Origin of the sequence: Sorangium sp. So ce124 (assembly GCF_051525235.1) — a bacterium.
Lineage (GTDB): Bacteria > Myxococcota_A > Polyangia > Polyangiales > Polyangiaceae > Sorangium > Sorangium atrum.
The window spans coordinates 13,198,733-13,217,120 of sequence record NZ_CP150312.1 but is presented as its reverse complement, the minus strand read 5'-3'; the positions used below and the strand labels follow the sequence as shown (position 1 = coordinate 13,217,120).

The 18,388-nt window shown below is 73.3% G+C and carries 12 protein-coding genes; 4 read left to right on the top strand and 8 right to left on the bottom strand.

Features of this window, described 5'->3' with window-relative positions:
• Positions 1–63: 63 nt before the first annotated feature.
• From WMF19_RS49495 to WMF19_RS49470, 6 genes are all read right to left on the bottom strand, one after another.
• On the bottom strand, positions 64–495 hold the full coding sequence (locus tag WMF19_RS49495; RefSeq protein WP_437326382.1) for a hypothetical protein: 432 nt from the start codon (positions 493–495) through the stop codon (positions 64–66).
• Between the two features lie 325 nt (positions 496–820).
• Positions 821–2,239, bottom strand: a complete 1,419-nt coding sequence (locus tag WMF19_RS49490) for an SIR2 family protein (protein ID WP_437896737.1) — start codon at positions 2,237–2,239, stop codon at positions 821–823.
• Between the two features lie 143 nt (positions 2,240–2,382).
• Entirely contained in the window at positions 2,383–3,543 is a 1,161-nt protein-coding gene (locus WMF19_RS49485; RefSeq protein ID WP_437896736.1) for a hypothetical protein, read from the bottom strand.
• Positions 3,544–3,734: 191 nt separating this feature from the next.
• Positions 3,735–5,861: a biotin carboxylase N-terminal domain-containing protein gene (locus WMF19_RS49480; RefSeq protein ID WP_437896735.1), complete on the bottom strand. Its 2,127-nt coding sequence runs from the start codon at positions 5,859–5,861 to the stop codon at positions 3,735–3,737.
• A 217-nt stretch (positions 5,862–6,078) separates the two neighbouring features.
• A complete protein-coding gene (locus WMF19_RS49475) occupies positions 6,079–7,386 on the bottom strand; it encodes a FecR domain-containing protein (RefSeq protein ID WP_437896734.1) in 1,308 nt (435 codons plus the stop codon).
• Positions 7,383–8,135, bottom strand: a complete 753-nt coding sequence (locus WMF19_RS49470; RefSeq protein ID WP_437896733.1) for an RNA polymerase sigma factor — start codon at positions 8,133–8,135, stop codon at positions 7,383–7,385. The genes WMF19_RS49475 and WMF19_RS49470 overlap by 4 nt, the downstream gene beginning before the upstream one ends.
• 333 nt (positions 8,136–8,468) lie before the next feature.
• Here WMF19_RS49470 and WMF19_RS49465 point away from each other — a divergent pair, with 333 nt between their 5' ends.
• The gene (locus tag WMF19_RS49465) at positions 8,469–8,684 is read left to right on the top strand and encodes a hypothetical protein (protein ID WP_272096458.1); all 216 of its coding nucleotides are present in this window, start codon (positions 8,469–8,471) and stop codon (positions 8,682–8,684) included.
• Positions 8,685–8,977: 293 nt separating this feature from the next.
• Entirely contained in the window at positions 8,978–10,060 is a 1,083-nt protein-coding gene (locus WMF19_RS49460) for a hypothetical protein (RefSeq protein ID WP_437896732.1), read from the top strand.
• 55 nt (positions 10,061–10,115) lie between these two features.
• Here WMF19_RS49460 and WMF19_RS49455 read toward each other — a convergent pair whose 3' ends face one another.
• Together WMF19_RS49455 and WMF19_RS49450 are read right to left on the bottom strand one after the other, a co-directional pair.
• Positions 10,116–11,270 carry a ferritin-like domain-containing protein gene (locus tag WMF19_RS49455; RefSeq protein ID WP_437326375.1) on the bottom strand — a complete coding sequence of 385 codons (1,155 nt, stop codon included), beginning with the start codon at positions 11,268–11,270 and terminating at the stop codon, positions 10,116–10,118.
• A gap of 260 nt (positions 11,271–11,530) precedes the next feature.
• Positions 11,531–12,904, bottom strand: a complete 1,374-nt coding sequence (locus WMF19_RS49450; protein WP_437896731.1) for a serine/threonine-protein kinase — start codon at positions 12,902–12,904, stop codon at positions 11,531–11,533.
• 509 nt (positions 12,905–13,413) lie between these two features.
• Between WMF19_RS49450 and WMF19_RS49445 the strand changes: the two genes are divergently transcribed.
• On the top strand, positions 13,414–14,046 hold the full coding sequence (locus WMF19_RS49445; RefSeq protein WP_437896730.1) for a hypothetical protein: 633 nt from the start codon (positions 13,414–13,416) through the stop codon (positions 14,044–14,046).
• A gap of 7 nt (positions 14,047–14,053) precedes the next feature.
• Positions 14,054–18,358 (top strand): serine/threonine-protein kinase, encoded by a 4,305-nt coding sequence (locus tag WMF19_RS49440; protein WP_437896729.1) that lies wholly within the window; start codon positions 14,054–14,056, stop codon positions 18,356–18,358.
• The last annotated feature ends 30 nt before the right edge of the window (positions 18,359–18,388 follow it).

The following is an 18,388-nucleotide window of genomic DNA, read 5'->3' as shown; positions in this document are numbered from 1 at the left end:
CGGTCGTCCCCTCGCGAGGGCCAGCCTGGCCGGACTCCCGACCCGGACTCCTGGCGGGCGGAACTAGAACGCGAGCAGGCGCCCGAGCAGCGTTCTGTACCTGCGCAGGGCGAGCCGGAGCTCCTCTGTCGACGCCTCCGCTCGCCCAGGCTCGCCGTCGACGAGGCGCTGCAGCGCGGCGCGCTCCTCCCGGAAGCTCTGCGCGACCCGCTGGATCGCCTCGTTCACGAGCGCGTCGGCCTGCTCGACCGAGAGGCGTGGCGCCTCGATGAAGCCCGCCTGGATCGCGCTCCAGCGCTCGGACAGCTCGCGCGCCTCTTCCGGCGTGAGCACGGGCGCGCGCTCCGGCCAGGGCTCTCCGGTGGGTCCTCCGCGCGCCGTGTAGACGGCCGGCTGGCGGCCCGACTCGGGCGGGGTGTCTTCTTCGGCGAACCGCGCCTCGGGCTGGCTGCTCTCGCGCGCCGTCACCATCCGTTCTCTGTGCAATGGGCTCACGATGGCCACCTCTCCGCTCGTTGGCGCTGTGCGCCCAGCGGGCATAGCAAGCCGCATGCGCGTCCCGATGTGCATCCGCGCCCGCTGCGGCGCGCGCAGCGCGACAAGGCCAGAGGCCCGGAAGAGCCCGAGAAAATCCAGAGAGCCCTCCGGCACGCCGGGCTGCCCGGCGCCGATCACGCGGAGCGGCGATCCTTCATGGGCCGAGGAGGCGGAAGAGTACGGAATACGCCCGGCGCCGGCGGAGCCGCCGCTCGCCGTTCGCGCTCCACAGAGCCGCCGCCCGAGCCCGGCAGGGCCGCCGCTCGGGCGATGGCGCGCAGATTCACCTCAGCGACGGGCGCAGCTTCGTCACGACCGCGCGGATCTCCCGCGCCACCTGGAGGAGCGCCTCGTCCTCATCGGGCCACTTGGTCACGGGCTTCTTGTCCCGCGGCACCGCCTGGAGCTCGGCGAAGCGCGTCGTCTCCCAGTCGCAGGGGCGGAGCAGGATCGGCACGACCACGGCCTGCCGCGCGGCGCGCCGCTCCATCGCGCGCGCCACCTGCGCGTCGCCCTGCTCGGACGCGAGGTAGCTCGCGCTCACCAGGAGGAGGACGAGGTCGGCCGCCTCGAGCTGCTCGCCGATCGCGCGCTCCGTGTCCTCGCCAGCGCCGATCTTCCCGCTGTGCCACGGCGCGATCAGCCCCTCCCGCCTGAGCGGGGTCATGTGCGCCTCGAGGCGCGCGAGGAGCTCCTCATCGCGCGAGGCGTAGGAGAAAAAGACGCGCACCGGCCGCGGCGTCGCCGTTGCGAGCGGTGTCGACGTCGGCGGCGCCGCGATCGCCTTCACGAGCGACGACGGCAACGTGGGCGACGACTGCTGCTGGGCCCGCACACCGGCGGGCGGCGGCGCAGCGGCGGGCGGCGGCGCAGCGGCGGGCGGCGGCGCCGCCGCGCCCGGCTCCAGGCCGAGGAGGACCTGGGCGACCTCCGCGTGATCGCCCGCCTGGTTCTCGTAGACGATGAGCCGGACGCCCGACTCCTCGAGCAGCCGGCGGCGGAACGGCGGCACCCCCTTCGGGAGCAGCGCGAAGTGCATGGGCGGCTGCCCGCCGGAGAGCGCGCGCACGCGGGCGAGCGTCTGGTCGATGTTGTCGTCGGCGAGGCCGAAGCCCACGAACAGGATGGAGTGCGTGTGGTAGAGGGCGCCGAACGCGTCCTGAAGCAGGGGCGAGCCGAAGATCGCCCGGTCGTACTGGTCGCGCGAGAACACCCAGGTGTCCCACGCCCGCAGCGTGCCGTGCAGCTTCAGGATGAAGCACCTGTCCATGGCGATGTCGCCCGCCGGCCGATCGACCATGCGCCACTCGCCCTGGAACGCGCGCTCCAGGAAGCGGTCGATGTTCGTGGTCAGCACGGCCTTGAGCTTCGGCTTGAGCGCGGCGATCGCCCGCGCCAGCTCCGGCACGTCGCGGCCGGTGTCGTCGAGCTCCTTGTCGACCGTCCAGTTGAAGTCCTGCGGCCCGAGCGCCAGCCTCGCGGCGGAGAGCGCGTTGATGAGCTGGTTCGAGGAGATGTACTGCTGGATCTCGTCGATGACCGCCGGGTCCGCGCTCCGCCGCCGCGCGCGGTCGCGCAGCTTCTCGGCGAGCTGCTTCCAGGTGGGCATGCCCGCGGCCGCCGAGACGCCGGCGCCTGCGAAGACGATCAGGTTCCCTGACGTGTAGCGCTCACGCAGCTGCTCGAGGATCTCTTCATCCATCAGCGATCACGATACCGCGGATCTGCGCCAGCGGGCGGCGCCCCGCTGCATCCTCACCGCGCTGCACCCTCACCGCGTCTCACCCTCACCGCAGCGACGCGGAGCGCCGCATCCTTACCGCAGCGGCGCGGAGCGCCGCATCCTCACCGCAGCGGCGCGGAGCGCCGCTCCGTGGCGAGCGAGAGGCCGATCCCCAGCCAGGTCCCCTCGACGGCGCCCGCCTGGCCACGGGCGTCCTCGTAGGGCGCCGGCCGGAGCACGATCCCCGGGTCCAGCGTGAGCCCGAGCCACACAGGACCGCCCAGCCGGGTCTCCACGCCGAGCCCGAGGCCGGCGCGGGCGGACCACGTATCGCGCTCGCCGGCGATGCCATCGACGGAGACGGCGGCGGGCAGCCTGAGCGACGCGACGGAGGCGGTGGCGCCGATGGAGAGGCGCCACGAGGCGGCCAGCCAGAAGCGGTAGTCGCCCGAGAAGCCCGCCTCGAGCCAGCGCAGCGGCTCGCCGCCGGACGGCGCGGCCAGCAGGCGGGCGAACAGCGACTCCGTGAGCCGCAGGCGCCGCAGGCCGAGCGCGAGGCCCGCCCCGCCGAGCACCCGCGGCCCGCCCGAGACGACCGCCGCGTAGGGACCGGCCGAGACGGACAGGGTGTCGAGATCGCGCGAGGCGAGCTCGACCTCGTCCTGGGTGGGGCGCCGCGGCGACGGCGGCCGCCGCGGGGCGCGCGCGCGGCGCATCTCGGCGACGATCATCTCGGAGGCGGCGATCGCGACGAGCCGCGCGGCGACGTCCGATGTGAGGCCGGAGACGGCGATCTGCCGGCGCACGACCGCGCGGCCGTCGAGGCGCACCTGGATCTCGAGGCGGGCCGCGGTGGGCCGATCGACCCACACCGTCGCGACGCGGTCGCCGAGCGGGCCGACCGGCTCGGCGGCCAGCGCCGCGCCGTCCGGGAGCTCGATCTCGAGCAGGCGCCGCACGCGGACGCTGGAGACCTCCTCCGCCGCGCCGCGCGACAGGGCGACGCGCACCTCGATGGGCGCCGCCGCGTCGGGCAGCCGAGGCGCGGCCGGCGCAGATGCGCGGCTGGTGCTCGCCACGACGGCGCGCGGCTCGGCAGCCGCGGCCGGGAGGGCGAAGCTCAGCTGGACGACGACCGCGGAGACCAGGAGGGCGACCGCGGGGACGGCGAGCACAGGCAGCCCGCGGCGCGGGGCGCCCGCCGGGGGCCGGCGGCCAAAGCCCGTCCTCTGCGGCGGCGTCCGCGCCGGAGATGATCCGCTGGGCATCGTCTCACGGGCCATCGGGGTACTTGGCCACATACCCTGTTGCCATCTGAATTGCCTCTTTCTTGTGGTTCGAGACCACCTCACCGAGGCTGCTCTGGCCGGACGAATCCGCCGCGGCGCGCTCTCGAACGAGAGCGGCCGCGCGTTCGCGTAATATTTCGCTGCCAGCGCTCACCACACAGGGGAGCGCGACTGCCTGCCCCGGCTCACGCCTCCTGGCGGAACGCGGCCACGAGCCAGTTGACGTGACGACCTGTGTCGTCGTCGTTCGAATGGCGCTTGAACAGCGGCATCCTCAGGATGCGCACGTGATCCTGGAGGTTCGTCTTGAAGGGCGAGCCCTGGATGGGCGTCCCGTCGGGCCGCACCTGCCGCCCCTCGATCTTCATCTTCTTCAGCACCTCGAGGGACGCGAGCCGCAGGAGCTCATAGGCCCTGTCCGGGTCCTTGCAGCTCACGGAGACGATGAGCTTGCCGAACGTGGGGTCCTTGTTCACGAGGACGTCCCCCGCCTCGAAGCCGCAGTCGAAGCGGACCTTCAGGTCGGTGAGGCCCTTCTCCTCGAGCGCCTCGCGGATCGCGTCGGTGTCGGGGAGCGCGATGCGATCGAAGATACCCGCGTTGGGCAAGAACAGCCCTTTGCCGCCGTCCCGCGAGTCCCTGAGATCGGGATTCCAGCTCTCCGCGTTGATGCGGAACTCGCGGCTACAGTGGGTCTGCACCACGTGGTCCTGCTCGAAATCGATGGGCTGCCCGTCCGCGATGCGCATCTGCCACGCGACGAGGTTCACGGGGACGCGGCTGCGCTTCCGCTTGATGGCGTAAGTCTCCTCGCTGACGGGGTGCTCCACCTGGATCCGCGTGTTCATCTCGAGGAAGTAGAACTTCCCTTCCTTGAACATCAGCTCCACCGTGCCCGCGCCCACGTAGCCCACGCGGTCCGCGATCTGCACGGCGAGCCCGCAGATGCGCTCTTCCAGGCCCGGATACCGCCGGAGCAGGGCCGGCGGCGCCTCTTCCTGGATCTTCTGGCTCGCGCGCTGCTCGCTGCAGTCGCGCATGCCGAAGTGCCGCGTGTTGCCGTAGCGATCCCGCAGCACCTGCACCTCCAGGTGGATCGTCTCCGGGATGTTCTGCTCGAACATCACGCCCGGCTGCCAGTTGTACGCCTTGATCTCGCCAAGGACCTTCTGGATGGCCTGCGGCACCTGCTCCACCGTCGGGATGACGGCCTGCCCGCGGCCGCCGCCGCCGTTGGCGGCCTTCAGGCGCCCCGGGAACGTGAAGCGCCCAGCCGCGTGCGCCTCCAGGACGACCCGCTGGATCTCGCCCGGATCGTCGCTGTCGATGACGATGCCCGGCGTCACAGCGGTCGGGTCGAAATCCTGGGCCATCAGGCGGAATTTGCGCTTGTCGCCGGCGCTCTCCACCACATCCTGCATCGGGCCGACGAAGACGATGTTCTTCTGGCGGAAGTGCCGGATGGCCGCGGCGTTCTCCGCGAGCGGGCCGTACCCGGGATAGAGCCCCGCGCGCGACAGCTCGTCCTGCCAGCCGTCGCCGAAGCGCCGCTCGAACTCGGCCCGCACCTTGTCCGCGATCTGGGTGAAGTTCGCGTAGCTCTCGCGGAAGCTCCCCTCGAGCCCCACCCCGAACCCGCCGCCCTCCCGCGCGATCCGCAGCTGCAGCGCGTTCGCGTCGTCCTGCAGGCTGTAGAGGACCACGGGGATCTTGCCGAGCGCGATCGCCTCCCGCGTGGCCCGCACCCCCATCTCCCCCTTGTCCGCCACAAGGATGTACCTGAGCTGGCCCGCGCTCACCGTCGTGGCGGGGTAGCTGTCCAGGCGATGAACGGCGGCGTACAGGAGATCCAGCACCTGCGCGTCCTCCCGCAGGAGATCGCCGGCCCGGGAGCGCAGGTGCTCCGCCGCCTGGTCGCGGAGCGAGGGCTCGTCCTGCTCCAGGATCAGGAACTTGAGGAAGCGCTCGTCGTCGAAATCACGGCGCTTCAGCGCCCGGAGCAGCCCAGCCTCCAGGTATCGAGCGAACCCGTCTCGGTCCGCGGCCGTGATCGCCGCGCGCGTGTCCCTGATCCGCGCGAGCAGGCCCTCCGCCGCCGCGAGGAGCTCCTGCACCCGCTCCTCGTCGAGCAGCGCCCTGCGCAGCGCCGCTTCCAGGGGGCGCTGCCAGCCGAAGTGCGTCCTCCACACCTCGCCGTTCGCGATGAGGTACCGCAGCCCGAGGAGGCGGTGCGCGTCCTTGCCGCCGGCCAGCGTGCCCAGATCGAGCAGCATGAAGCCAGGGACACCCATCGCCGTGGTGAACGCCTCCATCGAGGACACATAGCCGCCTCGGGGCAACACCAACTTCCACGACGGGAGCGATTGAACGTCGTTACGAGCGGGTAGAGAGCTGGTGCGGACGGCGGTGGTCATCCTGAGCGGTTCTCCGGCGCGGCGAGCGACCAAGCAAGCGCAGAACCGCCAGGGGTGTCAAGCATGTCCACCGCGCCCGGCGGAGCGCGATCGACGTGGACGGGCGCCCCCCGCTCTACGGCGTCGGGCTCGCGTCCGGGGCCGGCGGAGGCTGGGGCGGCGGGGCCGCGTGCTCCTCTTCCTCGGCCGCCTCCTCGCCGGACTCGCCGGAGACGATCCGCTGGACGTCCTCGCACCGGCCGTCCGGGTACTTGGCCACATACTCCTTGGCCATCTGCGAGGCCTCTTCCTTGTGGCCGGCGACCACCTCGGAGCGGATGCGCTTGCAGAACGAGTCCTCCGCGAGGTTGCCCTCGGGCGACAGCGAGCGCGCCTGCTCGTAGTACTTCGCCGCCAGCGCCTGCTCGCCCATGCTCGCGTACATGTCGCCGAGCTTGTAGGCCGCGATCGGCGCGTTCGCGTCGCTCGGGAAGCCCTCGACCACGCGCGCGAACGCGCGCATCGCCGCGGCGCGATCGCCGCCCTTCCCGCGCAGCAGATCGCTGAGGTCCATCAGCTCCCTCGCCGTCTTCGCGGAGGCGATGGCGCCGTCGATGCCGCCGCTCTGCTGCTGCAGGCTCTGCAGCGCCTCGGCGACGTTGCCCGCGTTGTACCGCGCGCGCCAGTCCGGCGCGGCGGCGGCCTGCGCGGCGGCGGGCGGCGGCTCGATCGGCGCCACCTCCGCGCTCGAGCGCGGGAGCGACGAGGCGCGGGCGCGCCGGGGCTCCGGCGGCGCCACGACCGCGATCCGCTGCCGGATCGGCACGCCCTCCTCGGCGTCGCCGCGCCCGAGCTCCCGCGAGCCGGCCGGCGACGTGAGCTTGACCGAGCCATCCGCGACGTTGACGTCGATCGCGTCGACGTTGTGCTTCACGCGCAGCACGCTGCCCGCCGCCGCCGCGAGGCGGGCCTCGCCGGCGACGATCGCGAGCGCCGCCGTGCGCGTCCCGCTCACGGTGTCGAGCCACGCCTCGCCCTGCACGAGCCGCAGCGTCAGCGCGCCGCCGTCCGCCTGCTCGACCTCGACGGTCGTGCCCGCCGTCAGCGAGATCGTTCCGCCGCCCGGCAGCTGGAAGGTGCGCCCCTGCGAGCCCGCGGCGAACACGTCGACAAGCGACGGCGCGTCGTTGGCCGGCGCCACGGCGGTGGGCGCGGGCGCGGCGCGCTCGTCGCTCCAGATCGCCTTGCCGAGCCACAGGCCGCCGCCGAACGCCGCGAACGTCGCCGCCGCGAGCATCGCGGCCATGCCCGCGCGCCGCGGCGACGAGCGCTCGCGCGCCCCGAGGTCGTGCTCGATGCGGTCCCAGACGCGCGCGATCCGCTCCTCGGTCGCGTGGTCGCGGAGATCTGCCGGGGCGATCCGGGGTAGCCCTCGCCGGCTCATGATGAGGCCTCGCTGCTGGTTGAATCTACAAAGTGACCGTCGAGGAAGTGTTGCGCCCGCGAAATGCGCCGCTTGACGGTCGCGAGCGAGCAGTCCGTCATCTGCGCGACCGTCTCGAGATCGTGCCCCTCCACCGAGCGGAGGATCCACGCGATCCGGTCGTCGGCCGGCAACGTCTGGAGCAGGGCGTAGATCTGCGCGATCTGCGCGCGCGCGTGGGGCGACGCGGCCGGGCTCGCCAGCGCGTCGAGATCGACCGGCTCGCTCGACTTGCCCATCCCGAGCACGCCGAGCAGCCGCGCGCGCCGCATCCGCGAGCGGACCTTGTGGACGATGATCGACCCGAGCCACGCGCGGAACGCGGCGGGATCCACGAGATCGTCGAGGCGCTCGTAAGCGCGGAGGAACGCGTCGTGAACGATGTCCTCCACGTCGCGCGCCGAGCCCTCGATGCGCGTCGCGAGGTGGATGGCGAAGGCGACGTGCCGCCGGTAGAGCTGCTCGAGCGCGCTCACGTCCCCGCGGGCGCCGAGCACCACGAGCTGCGCGTCCGGGAGCTCCGCGAGGCCTGCTCCGCGCTCGGCCGGCGCGATCGCGGCGGAGGACCGTCTGTCCTGCGCGCGCGCCCCCCCGAACCGGCCATCGCCGCGGCCCCGCTCCTCCGGAGCGAACGCGGGCCCGGCGTCGCCCATGTCCTCCTGGGCCTCCGCGGCCGGGGCAGCCGGGACGACCGGTTCGACAAGGCGCAAGCGCCCTCGCTGAGGTCTCAGAGCCATGCGTTCGTACCAGGGGACATGACTGGAAATGTACAACAGAAGGTGATCGCGATGCCCTCGCGGGAGGCGGGTCGCCGGCCCGGGCGGAGCACCGAGCCCTCGGCTCCTGTCCAGAGCGGCATCAGGAGCAGCCCGAATTTCCCACACTTTTCTAGACGCCTGATCGGGCCCGGGCGGCTCATCGAAAAAACTGTGAGCCGTTCTGGCTCCCCGCGGCGTCTGGGTGGTGGCCGCCGGATTTGCGTGCGGTTCACACGCCTGTTGGTTGTGAGGGTGGTCTGACCGCCCTCTTTTTCGGAGGATTCCATGAAGAAGCTCGTTCTTGCGCTCGTCGCCGTGTCGTCCCTCGTCGTCGCCTGCGGCGGCAGCGCCCCGGCCCCGACCGACCCGGGCGCGGCTCCGGCGGCTGACCCGGCGGCGGCCCCCGCGGCTGACCCGGCGGCGGCCCCCGCGGCTGACCCGGCGGCGGCCCCCGCGGCCGACCCGGCGGCGGCCCCCGCGGCTGACGCCCCCAAGCAGTGAGCTCTCTGCGCGGCACGTCGCTTCCTTGGTGAAGCGCGCACCGCGGAGCGCTTTGGGCGACGCCTCTCCGGAGGCGCCGCCCTCTTTCATTTTGTGCCTCGCGCTCCCGCCGCCCCGCCCGCCGCGGCTCCAGCGCCGGCGCGCCTGTGCTTTGGCGCCATCCGAGGGCCGTCTCCATGTATGTTCCGTCCGCGCGCCTTCCCGTGGACGGCTCGGCGCGGCGCCGCTGCAGCCCGCGAGCCGGTCCCGCTCCCTCCGACAACCAGACCTCTCGTGTCCCCGGGGCTGATCGTATGGGTACCACAAGCCGGCTGAGCTCCCTGCTGCGGTCCGGGCGGCATCGCCCTGGCTTCCTCTCCTCGCGCGCCTTCGCCTGGTCCGCGCTCGTCGCCCTCGCGGGGGCCTCGCTCGGGGCGGGCTGCGGCCGCACCGAGACGTGGGAGTACGAAGGCTCGTCCGGCGCCGAGCCCCCGGCGGCGTGCGGCGACGGCGCCTGCAACGGCGCGGAGGACTGCCGGAGCTGCGCCGCCGACTGCGGCCCCTGCCAGGGGTGCGGCGACGGCGCCTGCAACGGCGCGGAGGACTGCCGGAGCTGCGCCGCCGATTGCGGCACCTGCCAGGGGTGCGGCGACGGCGCCTGCAACGGCGCAGAGGACTGCCAGAGCTGCTCGGAGGACTGCGGCCCGTGTCCACGCTGCGGCGACGCCGCCTGCGATCCGGCGAGCGAGACGTGCTCGACGTGCCCGGACGACTGCGGCGTGTGTCCGAACTGCGGCGACGGCGTGTGCAGCGGCGCCGAGACGTGCGCGACGTGCGCGGGCGACTGCGGCGTCTGCCAGGGCTGCGGCGACGGCGTCTGCTCGCCGCGGGAGGACTGCCGCTCATGCGCCCCCGACTGCGGCGTCTGCGAGGCCTGCGGCAACGGCGTGTGCAACACCGGGCTGGAGAGCTGCTTCTCTTGCCCGGACGACTGCGGCGCCTGCGCCACGTGCGGCGACGGCATCTGCTCGGGGACGGAGACGTGCGCGTCCTGCCGGCGCGACTGCGGCGTGTGCGCGGTGTGCTCGAACGGCGTCTGCGAGAGCTTCGAGACCTGCAGCCTCTGTCCCCAGGACTGCGGCGCGTGCGAGCCCATGGACTGCCAGGAGGTGGTCACCTGCGCCGCCCGGTGCATCGACAGGGAGCGGATGCCGCCGGAGTTCAGCGTCGCGTGCGTCTCCAGCTGCGTCTCGCGGGGCTGCCCCAACGCCCAGTTTTTCGCCGATCAGGTCCTTGGGTGCGCCTTCAGGTCGCTCGCCGTCTGCAACGGCGACTTCGGCTGCATCCAGAGGCAGTGCGGCGTCGAGCTCTCGGCCTGCGTCAGATCCACCTGCTGATCTCTCCCCGGGCCGGCGCGGGCGTCCGCCTCTTTCGCCCTCGGACGCCCTCGCCTCACGCGTCGTCGAGCAGCTCCTTGGCCGTCAGCTCGCTGGCCGCCCGCCCGTGCTCGTACTCGAGCAGGCCGAGCGAGGCGTAGCGCGGCCGCATCCGCGCGGACAAGAGGCCGATCCGCTTCAGGTTCGGCACGATCCGCCGGAACATCGTCCGGCGGAAGAACCCCATCAGGTCGCTCTGGAGCATGAGCTCGTCCCACGCGAAGCGCGTCATGCGGTGGGCGTAAAACTCGTCATAGAACTCGTGCGCCAGGAAGCGGTTGCGCAGGAGCACCGACAGCTCGAACGCCCAGTCCTCACGCTCCCTCCGCGCCCGCTCGTCGATGCCCTCGCGGTAGAACCTGCTCAGCGCGAGCACCCCGTAGTGGACGTGGCGCGCCTCGTCGGTGATCACCGACCGGAGGACGTCCTTGAGGAGCGGCTCGCTCGTCACCTGTCGAATCGAGCCGAACGCGCCGAGCGCCAGGCCCTCGATCATGATCTGCATGCCGAGGAACTTCATGTCCCACCGGCCGTCGCTCATGATCGCGTCGATGACGACATAGAGGTTGTCGTTGATCTCGTAGAGCTTCTCCAGCTTCTGCGTCAGGTACGCGTGGAACACCTCGACGTGGCGCCCCTCGTCGGCGACCTGCGTGCTCCCGTAGAGCTTCGCGTCGAGCGACGGCACGCACTCCGTGATCTGCGACGCCGCGAACAAGGCGCCCTGCTCGCCGTGCAGGAACTGGCTCAGCATCCAGGAGAGCAGCCCGTGGCGCTGCGTCGCCCGCTCCCGCTCGGAGAGCCTGCCCCAGGCGGGCAGCTTGGACGGCGGCATCCAGCTGTCGGGCAAGAGCGGCATTGCCGGGTCGAGCCAGTCGACGCTCCGCGACCAGTCGAGGTCTGTCGCAGCGTTCCACTGGGACGTCTTGGCGAGGTGGTAGAGCCGCGCCATGTCGGGGTCGTCCCGCCCGTAACTCCAGTTAAAGCTGGCCTCGTATCCAACCGAGATATCGGTCGAGACCACGCCCTTGCCCCGCCGCTGGACGAAGCCGCGAAAGGCGGGCCCGAGGAGCGAGGCGAGCACACGGACGTTACCGCTGCTCGACGCGTCGCGAAGGAGAGGGGCGGAATCGAGGAGGGTCTGGAGTGCTTGCTGGAGGCGCATGGACATGAGAGCTTTCCGGAGCGGCGAGGCGCGGACGCGACGTCGAGCGACCCGCGGGCGGCCCTTATAATGGCACCTATCTTCGAGCGGCAATCGCCTCTCGCTCGTTTTTGCGTCGTCATATCGACTCCGGGAGCTCCCGAGTCGGCCAGGGGGTCCACGCCGAGCGCGCGCCCGTCGCCCGCCTGACATCGCACGTCGCAGGGGCGCGGCGCGCGCGGCGCGCGCATCGCTGAAGGCCCGACGCTGGCCGCGCGCCCTCCGCGTCAGAGCGCGCGGCACCGCAGCGTGGGCGCCGGCGAGGAGCAGTGCCCGGAGAGCTCGCCGATCAGCAGGAGCCCGGGCGGCCCCGCGGAGAGATCGAGTCCGCCGATCCCGCGGACCGCCGCCTCCGTCGCGCAGAGCCCTTGCACCGAGTCGACGGGCGCCCACGCCCCGACCCGGGCCAGGTCGCCGCCGATGATCTCCGGGAGGTTCGCCGAGCGCACGACGACCTGCCCGGCGTGCAGGCACAGGTTCGTGTGCACGCGCGTGTCCGGGCCGCTCCTCAGCGCGATCTCCTCGTGGAGCGAGGCGGCGATCTCGATCACGGCCGCGCGCTCGAGCAGCGACTCCCGCAGCTCGCTGGAGAGGAGGCGCACGGCGAGGATCTCGCTGCCGGTCACGGAGACGAGCGTGAGCCCGGCGTCCCGGAGGCGCTCCTCCGCGAGGTCGAGCACGAGGCCGAGCTCCTCGGCGAGCGCGTCGTCGAGATCGTCGGCGTCGGTGCGCACCCGGAGATCGAGGTAGATCGCGATCGCGTCGGTCTGGAGCTCCGGCACGCTGCTCCGCCCCGACGTCGGCTCGCCGGCCGCCTCGCGGAGCGTGTAGAGGAAGCTCTTCACCGAAGGGTAGCGGTGCTCCGGCTGCTTCTCCATGCAGCGCAGCACCACCGCGTCGAGCGCGGGCGGCAGCGGGGTCCGCCGGCTCGGGCGCGGCGCGGGCTCCTCCAGGTGCTGCCGGAGCAGCTCGGTCGCGTCCGGCGAGTAGAACGGGAGCTTGCCCGTGAGGAGCCTGTGCAGCAGGACGCCGAGCGCATACACGTCCACGCGCGCGTCGAGGACGCCGCCGAGGATCTGCTCGGGCGCCATGATCGTGAGGGTGCCGGGCGCCCTCCCCGCCGTGGTGAAGCCGCTCGCCCCCTCGTCCGGCTCCATCAGCTTGGCGATCCCGAAATCGAGGAGCTTGACCGCCCGCGGAGCGCCCCGCGAGACGAAGATGTTGCTGCCCTTCACGTCGCGATGGATGATCCCGGCCGCGTGCGCCGCGTCGAGCGCCGAGCAGACCGGCTCGAGCAGCTCGAGCGCCTGCTCCGGCGACAGCCGCCCCTCCTGCCGGAGGAGCACGTCGAGCGTCACCCCGTCGAGGTGCTCCATCACATAAAAGGGCCGGCCGTCCGCGAGCTCGCCGGCGTTATGAATCTCGACGATCCCGGGGTGGTTGAGCAGCCGCACCACCTCGACCTCGCGCAGGAAGCGCTTCACCATCTTCGGCGACGCGGCGAGCGTCCCGTGGAGCACCTTCATCGCCACCCGCGCGCCGGTCCGGAGGTGAATCGCCTCGTAGACGGCCCCACATCCGCCCCGGGCGATGGGCGACACAATGCCGTACTCGCCCGCCCGCGAGCCGCACGGCAGCTCGCCTCGGGAAAAGGACCTCTCCTCCAGTGAAAATGCCCGCGTCTCGTTATCTCGTGTATCTCGCGTCGCCAAAGCATCCATCGTCATAACCCCCCCGATGCGACTAAGGGCTCACCCGAGCGATGATTTTCTCCGCGCCAGACGGCCGGGTCGGCGCTACACGTCGCTTCGCCAAGTGGTACAGTAAATTCATCGTTATCCTTACGGTAGCCTATTCCATCTGCTAGCAGAACGGGCGGGGAGGGGGACAGATGAAGAGGCGAATCCGTGCGCTGTGCGCGCACACACTTCTGTTGGCTTCATTGCCGTGCTGCGGTGGCAGCGACGGATTTCCCGCGGAGTGGGGGTCGGTCGACGAGGTCTCAAGTGCGCTCCTGAATCACAACGCGCTGAATCCGAACGCCCTCAACCCGAACGCCCTCAACCCGAACGCCCTCAACCCGATTGCGCTCGCCCCGAACAGACTCGCCTTGAGCGCCCTCTCGTCGGCGGTCCGCGCCGCCATCACCCGCCCAGGAGAGCTCGGCGCGATGTCCAGGCAGCTCCTTCAATACATCGTCGGCTGCGCGCTGCCCCCGTCGCAATCGTTCAGGTTCTCATGGCGCGACGAGCTCGGCGAGCTGCGCGAGGAGGTCTACCCGGGGTACCTCGGGCTCGCTGCGAGCTGGGCCATCGCGCCGCTGAGCGAGTCGCGGGAGCAGTGGGTCTCGGCCTGCGTGGCGTCGCGCGCCAACCGGACCGGCGTCTCCGTGATGATCTCGTCGCGCGCGGCGCACCTCGCCCTCAGGCACCCGGACGCGAGCGAGGTCGAGTCGTATCCGATGGAGGAAGGCGCGTTCTGGGGCAATCTGTTCACGTCACCCCCCCGCCTCTATGCCTGCTACAAAGAATCGAACGTGGAGAGCTCTCGGGCCCTCAGCAGGGACTGCGCCGCGGGGCTCCCCGAGCCCGAAGGGGGCGTCCGGGAATGCCCGAACATTCACATCGTGGGCTCATGCGATCTCGCGTGTGACGCGCTCAGCGCAGCCGACGGCTATCGCCCGAGCTGCACCGACGATCGAGGCGAGTCGTGGCCCGCGGTGATTACGACGTTCCTGCCATGAGGCCCCCATGTTTCCCGATGCTCGTCGAGGCGGAAGCGCGGCTCGCTCCGGGGCGCCCACCGCGCGGTGCAAGGAGTGCGGCAGGCGCGTCGCGCACGCGGATCCGGGGTGTCCGGAGCACGGCCCCGTGGCGCGGCAGGGCAGCCCAGAGCCCGTAGCGCCCGGCGGCGCGGACGAGCCCAGCGGCAGCTGGCTCAGCGCGGCCGCTCTGCCCAGCATCGAAGGCTACCGGGGCGTCCGGCTCGCCGGCGCAGGCGGGTTCGGGGCCGTGTTCGCGGCCGAGCCCGAGGACGGCGGCCCGACCGTGGCGATCAAGGTCGCGCGCGCCGACCGGGCGGACGCGAGCGCCCGCCTCGTCAAGGAGATGCGGGCCCTCTACGACGTCGGGCCGCCCCACGTGCCCGCCGTCTACGGGTGCGGCCAGCTCGCCTCGGGCGCGCCGTACTTCGTCATGGAGTACCTCGACGGCCCCACGCTCGCCGACCGCCTCGTGGCGCGCGGGGTCGCCGGGCCGATGCCGGCGCGCGAGGCGTGCGCCCTCGCGCGCGCCGCGCTCCGGGCCCTCGAGGCGATCCACGCGCGCGGCTACGTGCACCGCGACGTCAAGCCGGAGAACATCTTCGTCTCCGGCGCGCCGCTCGCCGCGCGCGCCGGAGGCAGCGGGAACCGCGCCACCATCATCGATCTCGGCCTCGCCGCGGGGCACCACGAGCCGTCGCCCCGCCTCACCGCCGAGAGCGACGCGCCCGGCACCGCCGAGTACATGGCCCCCGAGCAGTGCGACGGCCGCGGCGACGTCGACGCGCGCGCGGACGTGTACGCCCTCGGCGCCGTGCTGTTCGAGCTGCTCACGGGCAAGCCGCCGTTCTGGGGACCTCCCGCCCTGGTGCGGCAGGACCACATGAGCCGCCGCCCCCCGCGGCCCTCCCTGATCGCGCCGATCTCGCGCTCGCTCGAGGAGATCGTGCTCCGGTGCCTCGCGAAGGACAGGGGCCAGCGCTTCGCGAGCGCCGCCGCGCTCGGCGCCGCCCTGGAGAGCTTCGAGCGCGGCCAGGAGCGCCGCCCCTCGCGCCTCCGGCGTCCCACCACGGAGCCACCGCCGCCGAGCGCCCGCAGCGTCGAGCGGCGCGCCGTCGCGCTCCTCTTCTTCGAGGCCGAGCTCGACGTCGTGGCCCTCCAGCGGAGGCTCAGCGCCCTGGGCGGCGAGCTCGCCCACGCCGCGGGCGGCCGCTTCGTCGCCGTCTTCGATCACGCGGACGGCGCGAGCCCGCTGCGCCGCGCGGTGTACGCCGGCGGCGAGCTCGAGCAGCAGCGCGTCCTCTCCCGCGGGCTGCTCGACCTCGCGACGGTGTCCGTCCAGCCGCGGCCCGACGGCACGCGGCGGTTCCTGAGCCCGCTCTTCCACCGGGAGGACCGGTTCGCGGCGGGCGGCCCGCTGGGCCTCACCCTGTCGCCGGCGGCCGCGGCGGCGCTCGGCGACGACGCCTCCCAGGCCCAGGGCGACGGCCTCCCCCCGCCAGGACCGGCCTCCGTCCGGCCCGGGCCGGCCGCCGCCCAGCCCGACGCCGACACCGCGTTCGACTCGATCTCCCAGCCGCTCTTCGGCCGGAGCGACGTCCTCGACGCGCTGGTCGCGGGCGCGCGCGACGCCGTGGCGACCGCGACGCCCACCATCGCCAGCGTCATCGGCGTGGCCGGCCACGGCAAGAGCCGCCTCGCCGGCGCGCTCGCGCAGCGGCTGCGCGCGATCGAGGGGCGCGCCGAGGTGTTCGAGCTCCGGACCGGCGAGCCGGTCGCTGGCGGGGCCGATCGCGTCGTCCGGGAGATCCTTCAGCGGGCGCTCGCGCTGCCGTCGTCCCCTCCGGCGGACGGTGGCAGCGCGCTCCTCCGGCGCCGCCTCGCGGGCGCGCAGCAGGCGCGGCTCGGGGCCGCCGTGGCGCTCGCGCTCGGCTGGATCGGCGACGACCCGCTCGCCGAGGAGCGCTACCCGGAGCTCCGCGCGCTCTCCGCGGCGCCCGGCGCGCTCCGCGCCGCGCTCTCCGTGGCCGCCGGCGAGGCCCTCCGCCGGCGATCGCGCCGGACGCCGCTCTTCGTGGTGCTCGACGACGCGCACGTGGCCGACGACGCGGCGCTCGCCGCGCTCGAGTACGCGGCGCTCGCCGAGGCGCAGGCGCCGCTCTTCATCTGCGCGTTCGGGCGGCCGAGCTTCGAGAGCGCGCGCCCCTCCTTCGGCGAGCGCGCCGCGCGCCGCGAGACCTACCGCCTCGAGGCGCTCGATCGCGAGAGCGCGATCGCCCTGTGCCGGCGGCTGCTCCTGCCCGCGGAGGACGTGCCCGAGCCCGCGGTCGCGCACCTCGTCGAGCGCGCGCAGGGCGTCCCGCTCCTGCTCATCGAGCTCGTGCGCGGCCTCAAGCGAGGGGGCGTCGTGCGGCGGCACCCGCGGGGCAATGCGTGGTACCTCGCCACCGACGAGCTCGATCGGCTCCCCGACATGCCGCTCCTCGACTGGCTGGCGCTCGGCGAGATCGACGCGCTCCCGCCCGCGCTCCAGGCGCACGCGCGGCTCATCGCGCTGCTCGGCCCCGACGTCGCGATCGCGGAGGTGGCCGGCGTGCTCCACCGGCTCGACGAGCGCGGCGAGGCCGACGACCTCCCGCTCGACGCCGCGGTCGCCGTGAAGCGGCTGATCGCCGCGGGCCTCCTCGTCCAGGACCGGCGGGGCCGCATCGGCTTCCGCCACGCGCTGGTCCGCGAGGCGGTGGCCCGCGGCGCGCCCGAGCCGCTCCGCCGGCGCGTCCACCTCGCGGCGTTCAAGCTGCACCGCGACGCCGCGGGCGACGAGGCCGGCGAGCGCGACGCGCCGCACCTCAAGAACGAGCGCCTCATCCCGTTCGCGTACCACGCCGCCCAGGCGGGCCTCGGCGAGATCGCCGAGATCGCCTACCTCACCCTGGCGGAGCGCGCGCGCGCCCGGCACGCCTACCTCGACGCGGAGACGCTCTACAGCCGCGCCCTGGAGCAGCCGATCGAGCCGACGGCCCCGGGCGGGGGCCCGCCGAGCCGCCGCGCGCCGGGCGGGGGCCCGCCGAGCCGCCGCGCGCCGGGCGGGGTGCGCCCCGATCGCGCGGCCGCGCACCGCGGCCGCGGCCTCATGCGCTACCGCCTCGGCCGCTACCACGACGCGCTCGCCGACTTCGCCAGCGCGCGGGCCATCGCGCGGGCGCGCGGCGACATCCCGGCGCAGATCGACATCCTGCTCGACGAGGGCACGGCGCTCGACTGGATGGACGAGTTCAAGAGCTCCGAGGAGCGCGTCGAGGAGGCGGGCGTGCTCGCCGACCAGATCGCGCTGTCGCCGGCGCTCGCCGCGCGCCTCGCGCTCGGCGCCGGGCGCACGCTCCACCGCTTCAGCCGGGAGGAAGAGGCGGCCGCCGCGCTCGAGCGCGCGGCGGCGGCCGCCGCCACGCTCGGCGACGAGGGCTACGAGACGCTCGTCATCTCGCTGCTCATGCTCGGCTTCGTCCTCCAGGGGCTCGGCCGGCTCGACGACGCCGAGGACGCGCTCGGCCGGGCGATCGTGCTCTGCGAGGCCCACCACGACACGCTCCACCTCTGCTCCGTGACGAACAACCGCGCGCTCCTCTGGGCGTGCCGCGGCGACAAGGCCCGGATGATCGCCGACCTCGAGCGGGTGCTCGCGCTCGCGCGCGACCTCGGCCAGAGCGCGGTGGAGCGGGTCGGCGAGTACAACCTCGGCGAGTACCTCTACCTCATGGACGACCTCGCGGCGGCGAGGCCGCACATCGATCGCGCGCTCGACATCGAGCGGCACCGGCTCTGCGGGACGTGCCGGCCGGTCGCGTTGCTCCTCAAGGCCCGGTTCGTCTTCTTTTGCGGCGAGCAGGCCGAGGCGCGCGCGCTGTTCGAGCAGATGCGCGAGATGCAGGAGCGAGCCCGCGAGGACGGCCAGGCCGACGCGCTGATGGTCCCCTCGGAGGAGGTGCTCTGCGCCATGATCGATCTGGCCACGCAGGACAGGGGCGCCGCGGACGACGCCGCGTGGGACGCCCTCGTGGACCGCTCGGCGCAGAGCTCCGTGGGCCAGGAGCACATCGAGGTCCTCGAGATCCGCGCGGTGACCGCGCTGCGCCGCGGCCGGCTCGCCGCCGCGCGCGGCGCGCTATCGGCCGCGCTCGAGGCGGCGAAGCGCATCCCGAACGTGATGGGCGACCGGCTGCGCCGCCACGCCGCCGCCCTCGCCGAGCGCGAAGCGGCGGAGGACGCCCTGGATCAGCCGACGCAGCCGGCGTAGACGAACCGCCCCGGCGCCGCCGCCCCGTGA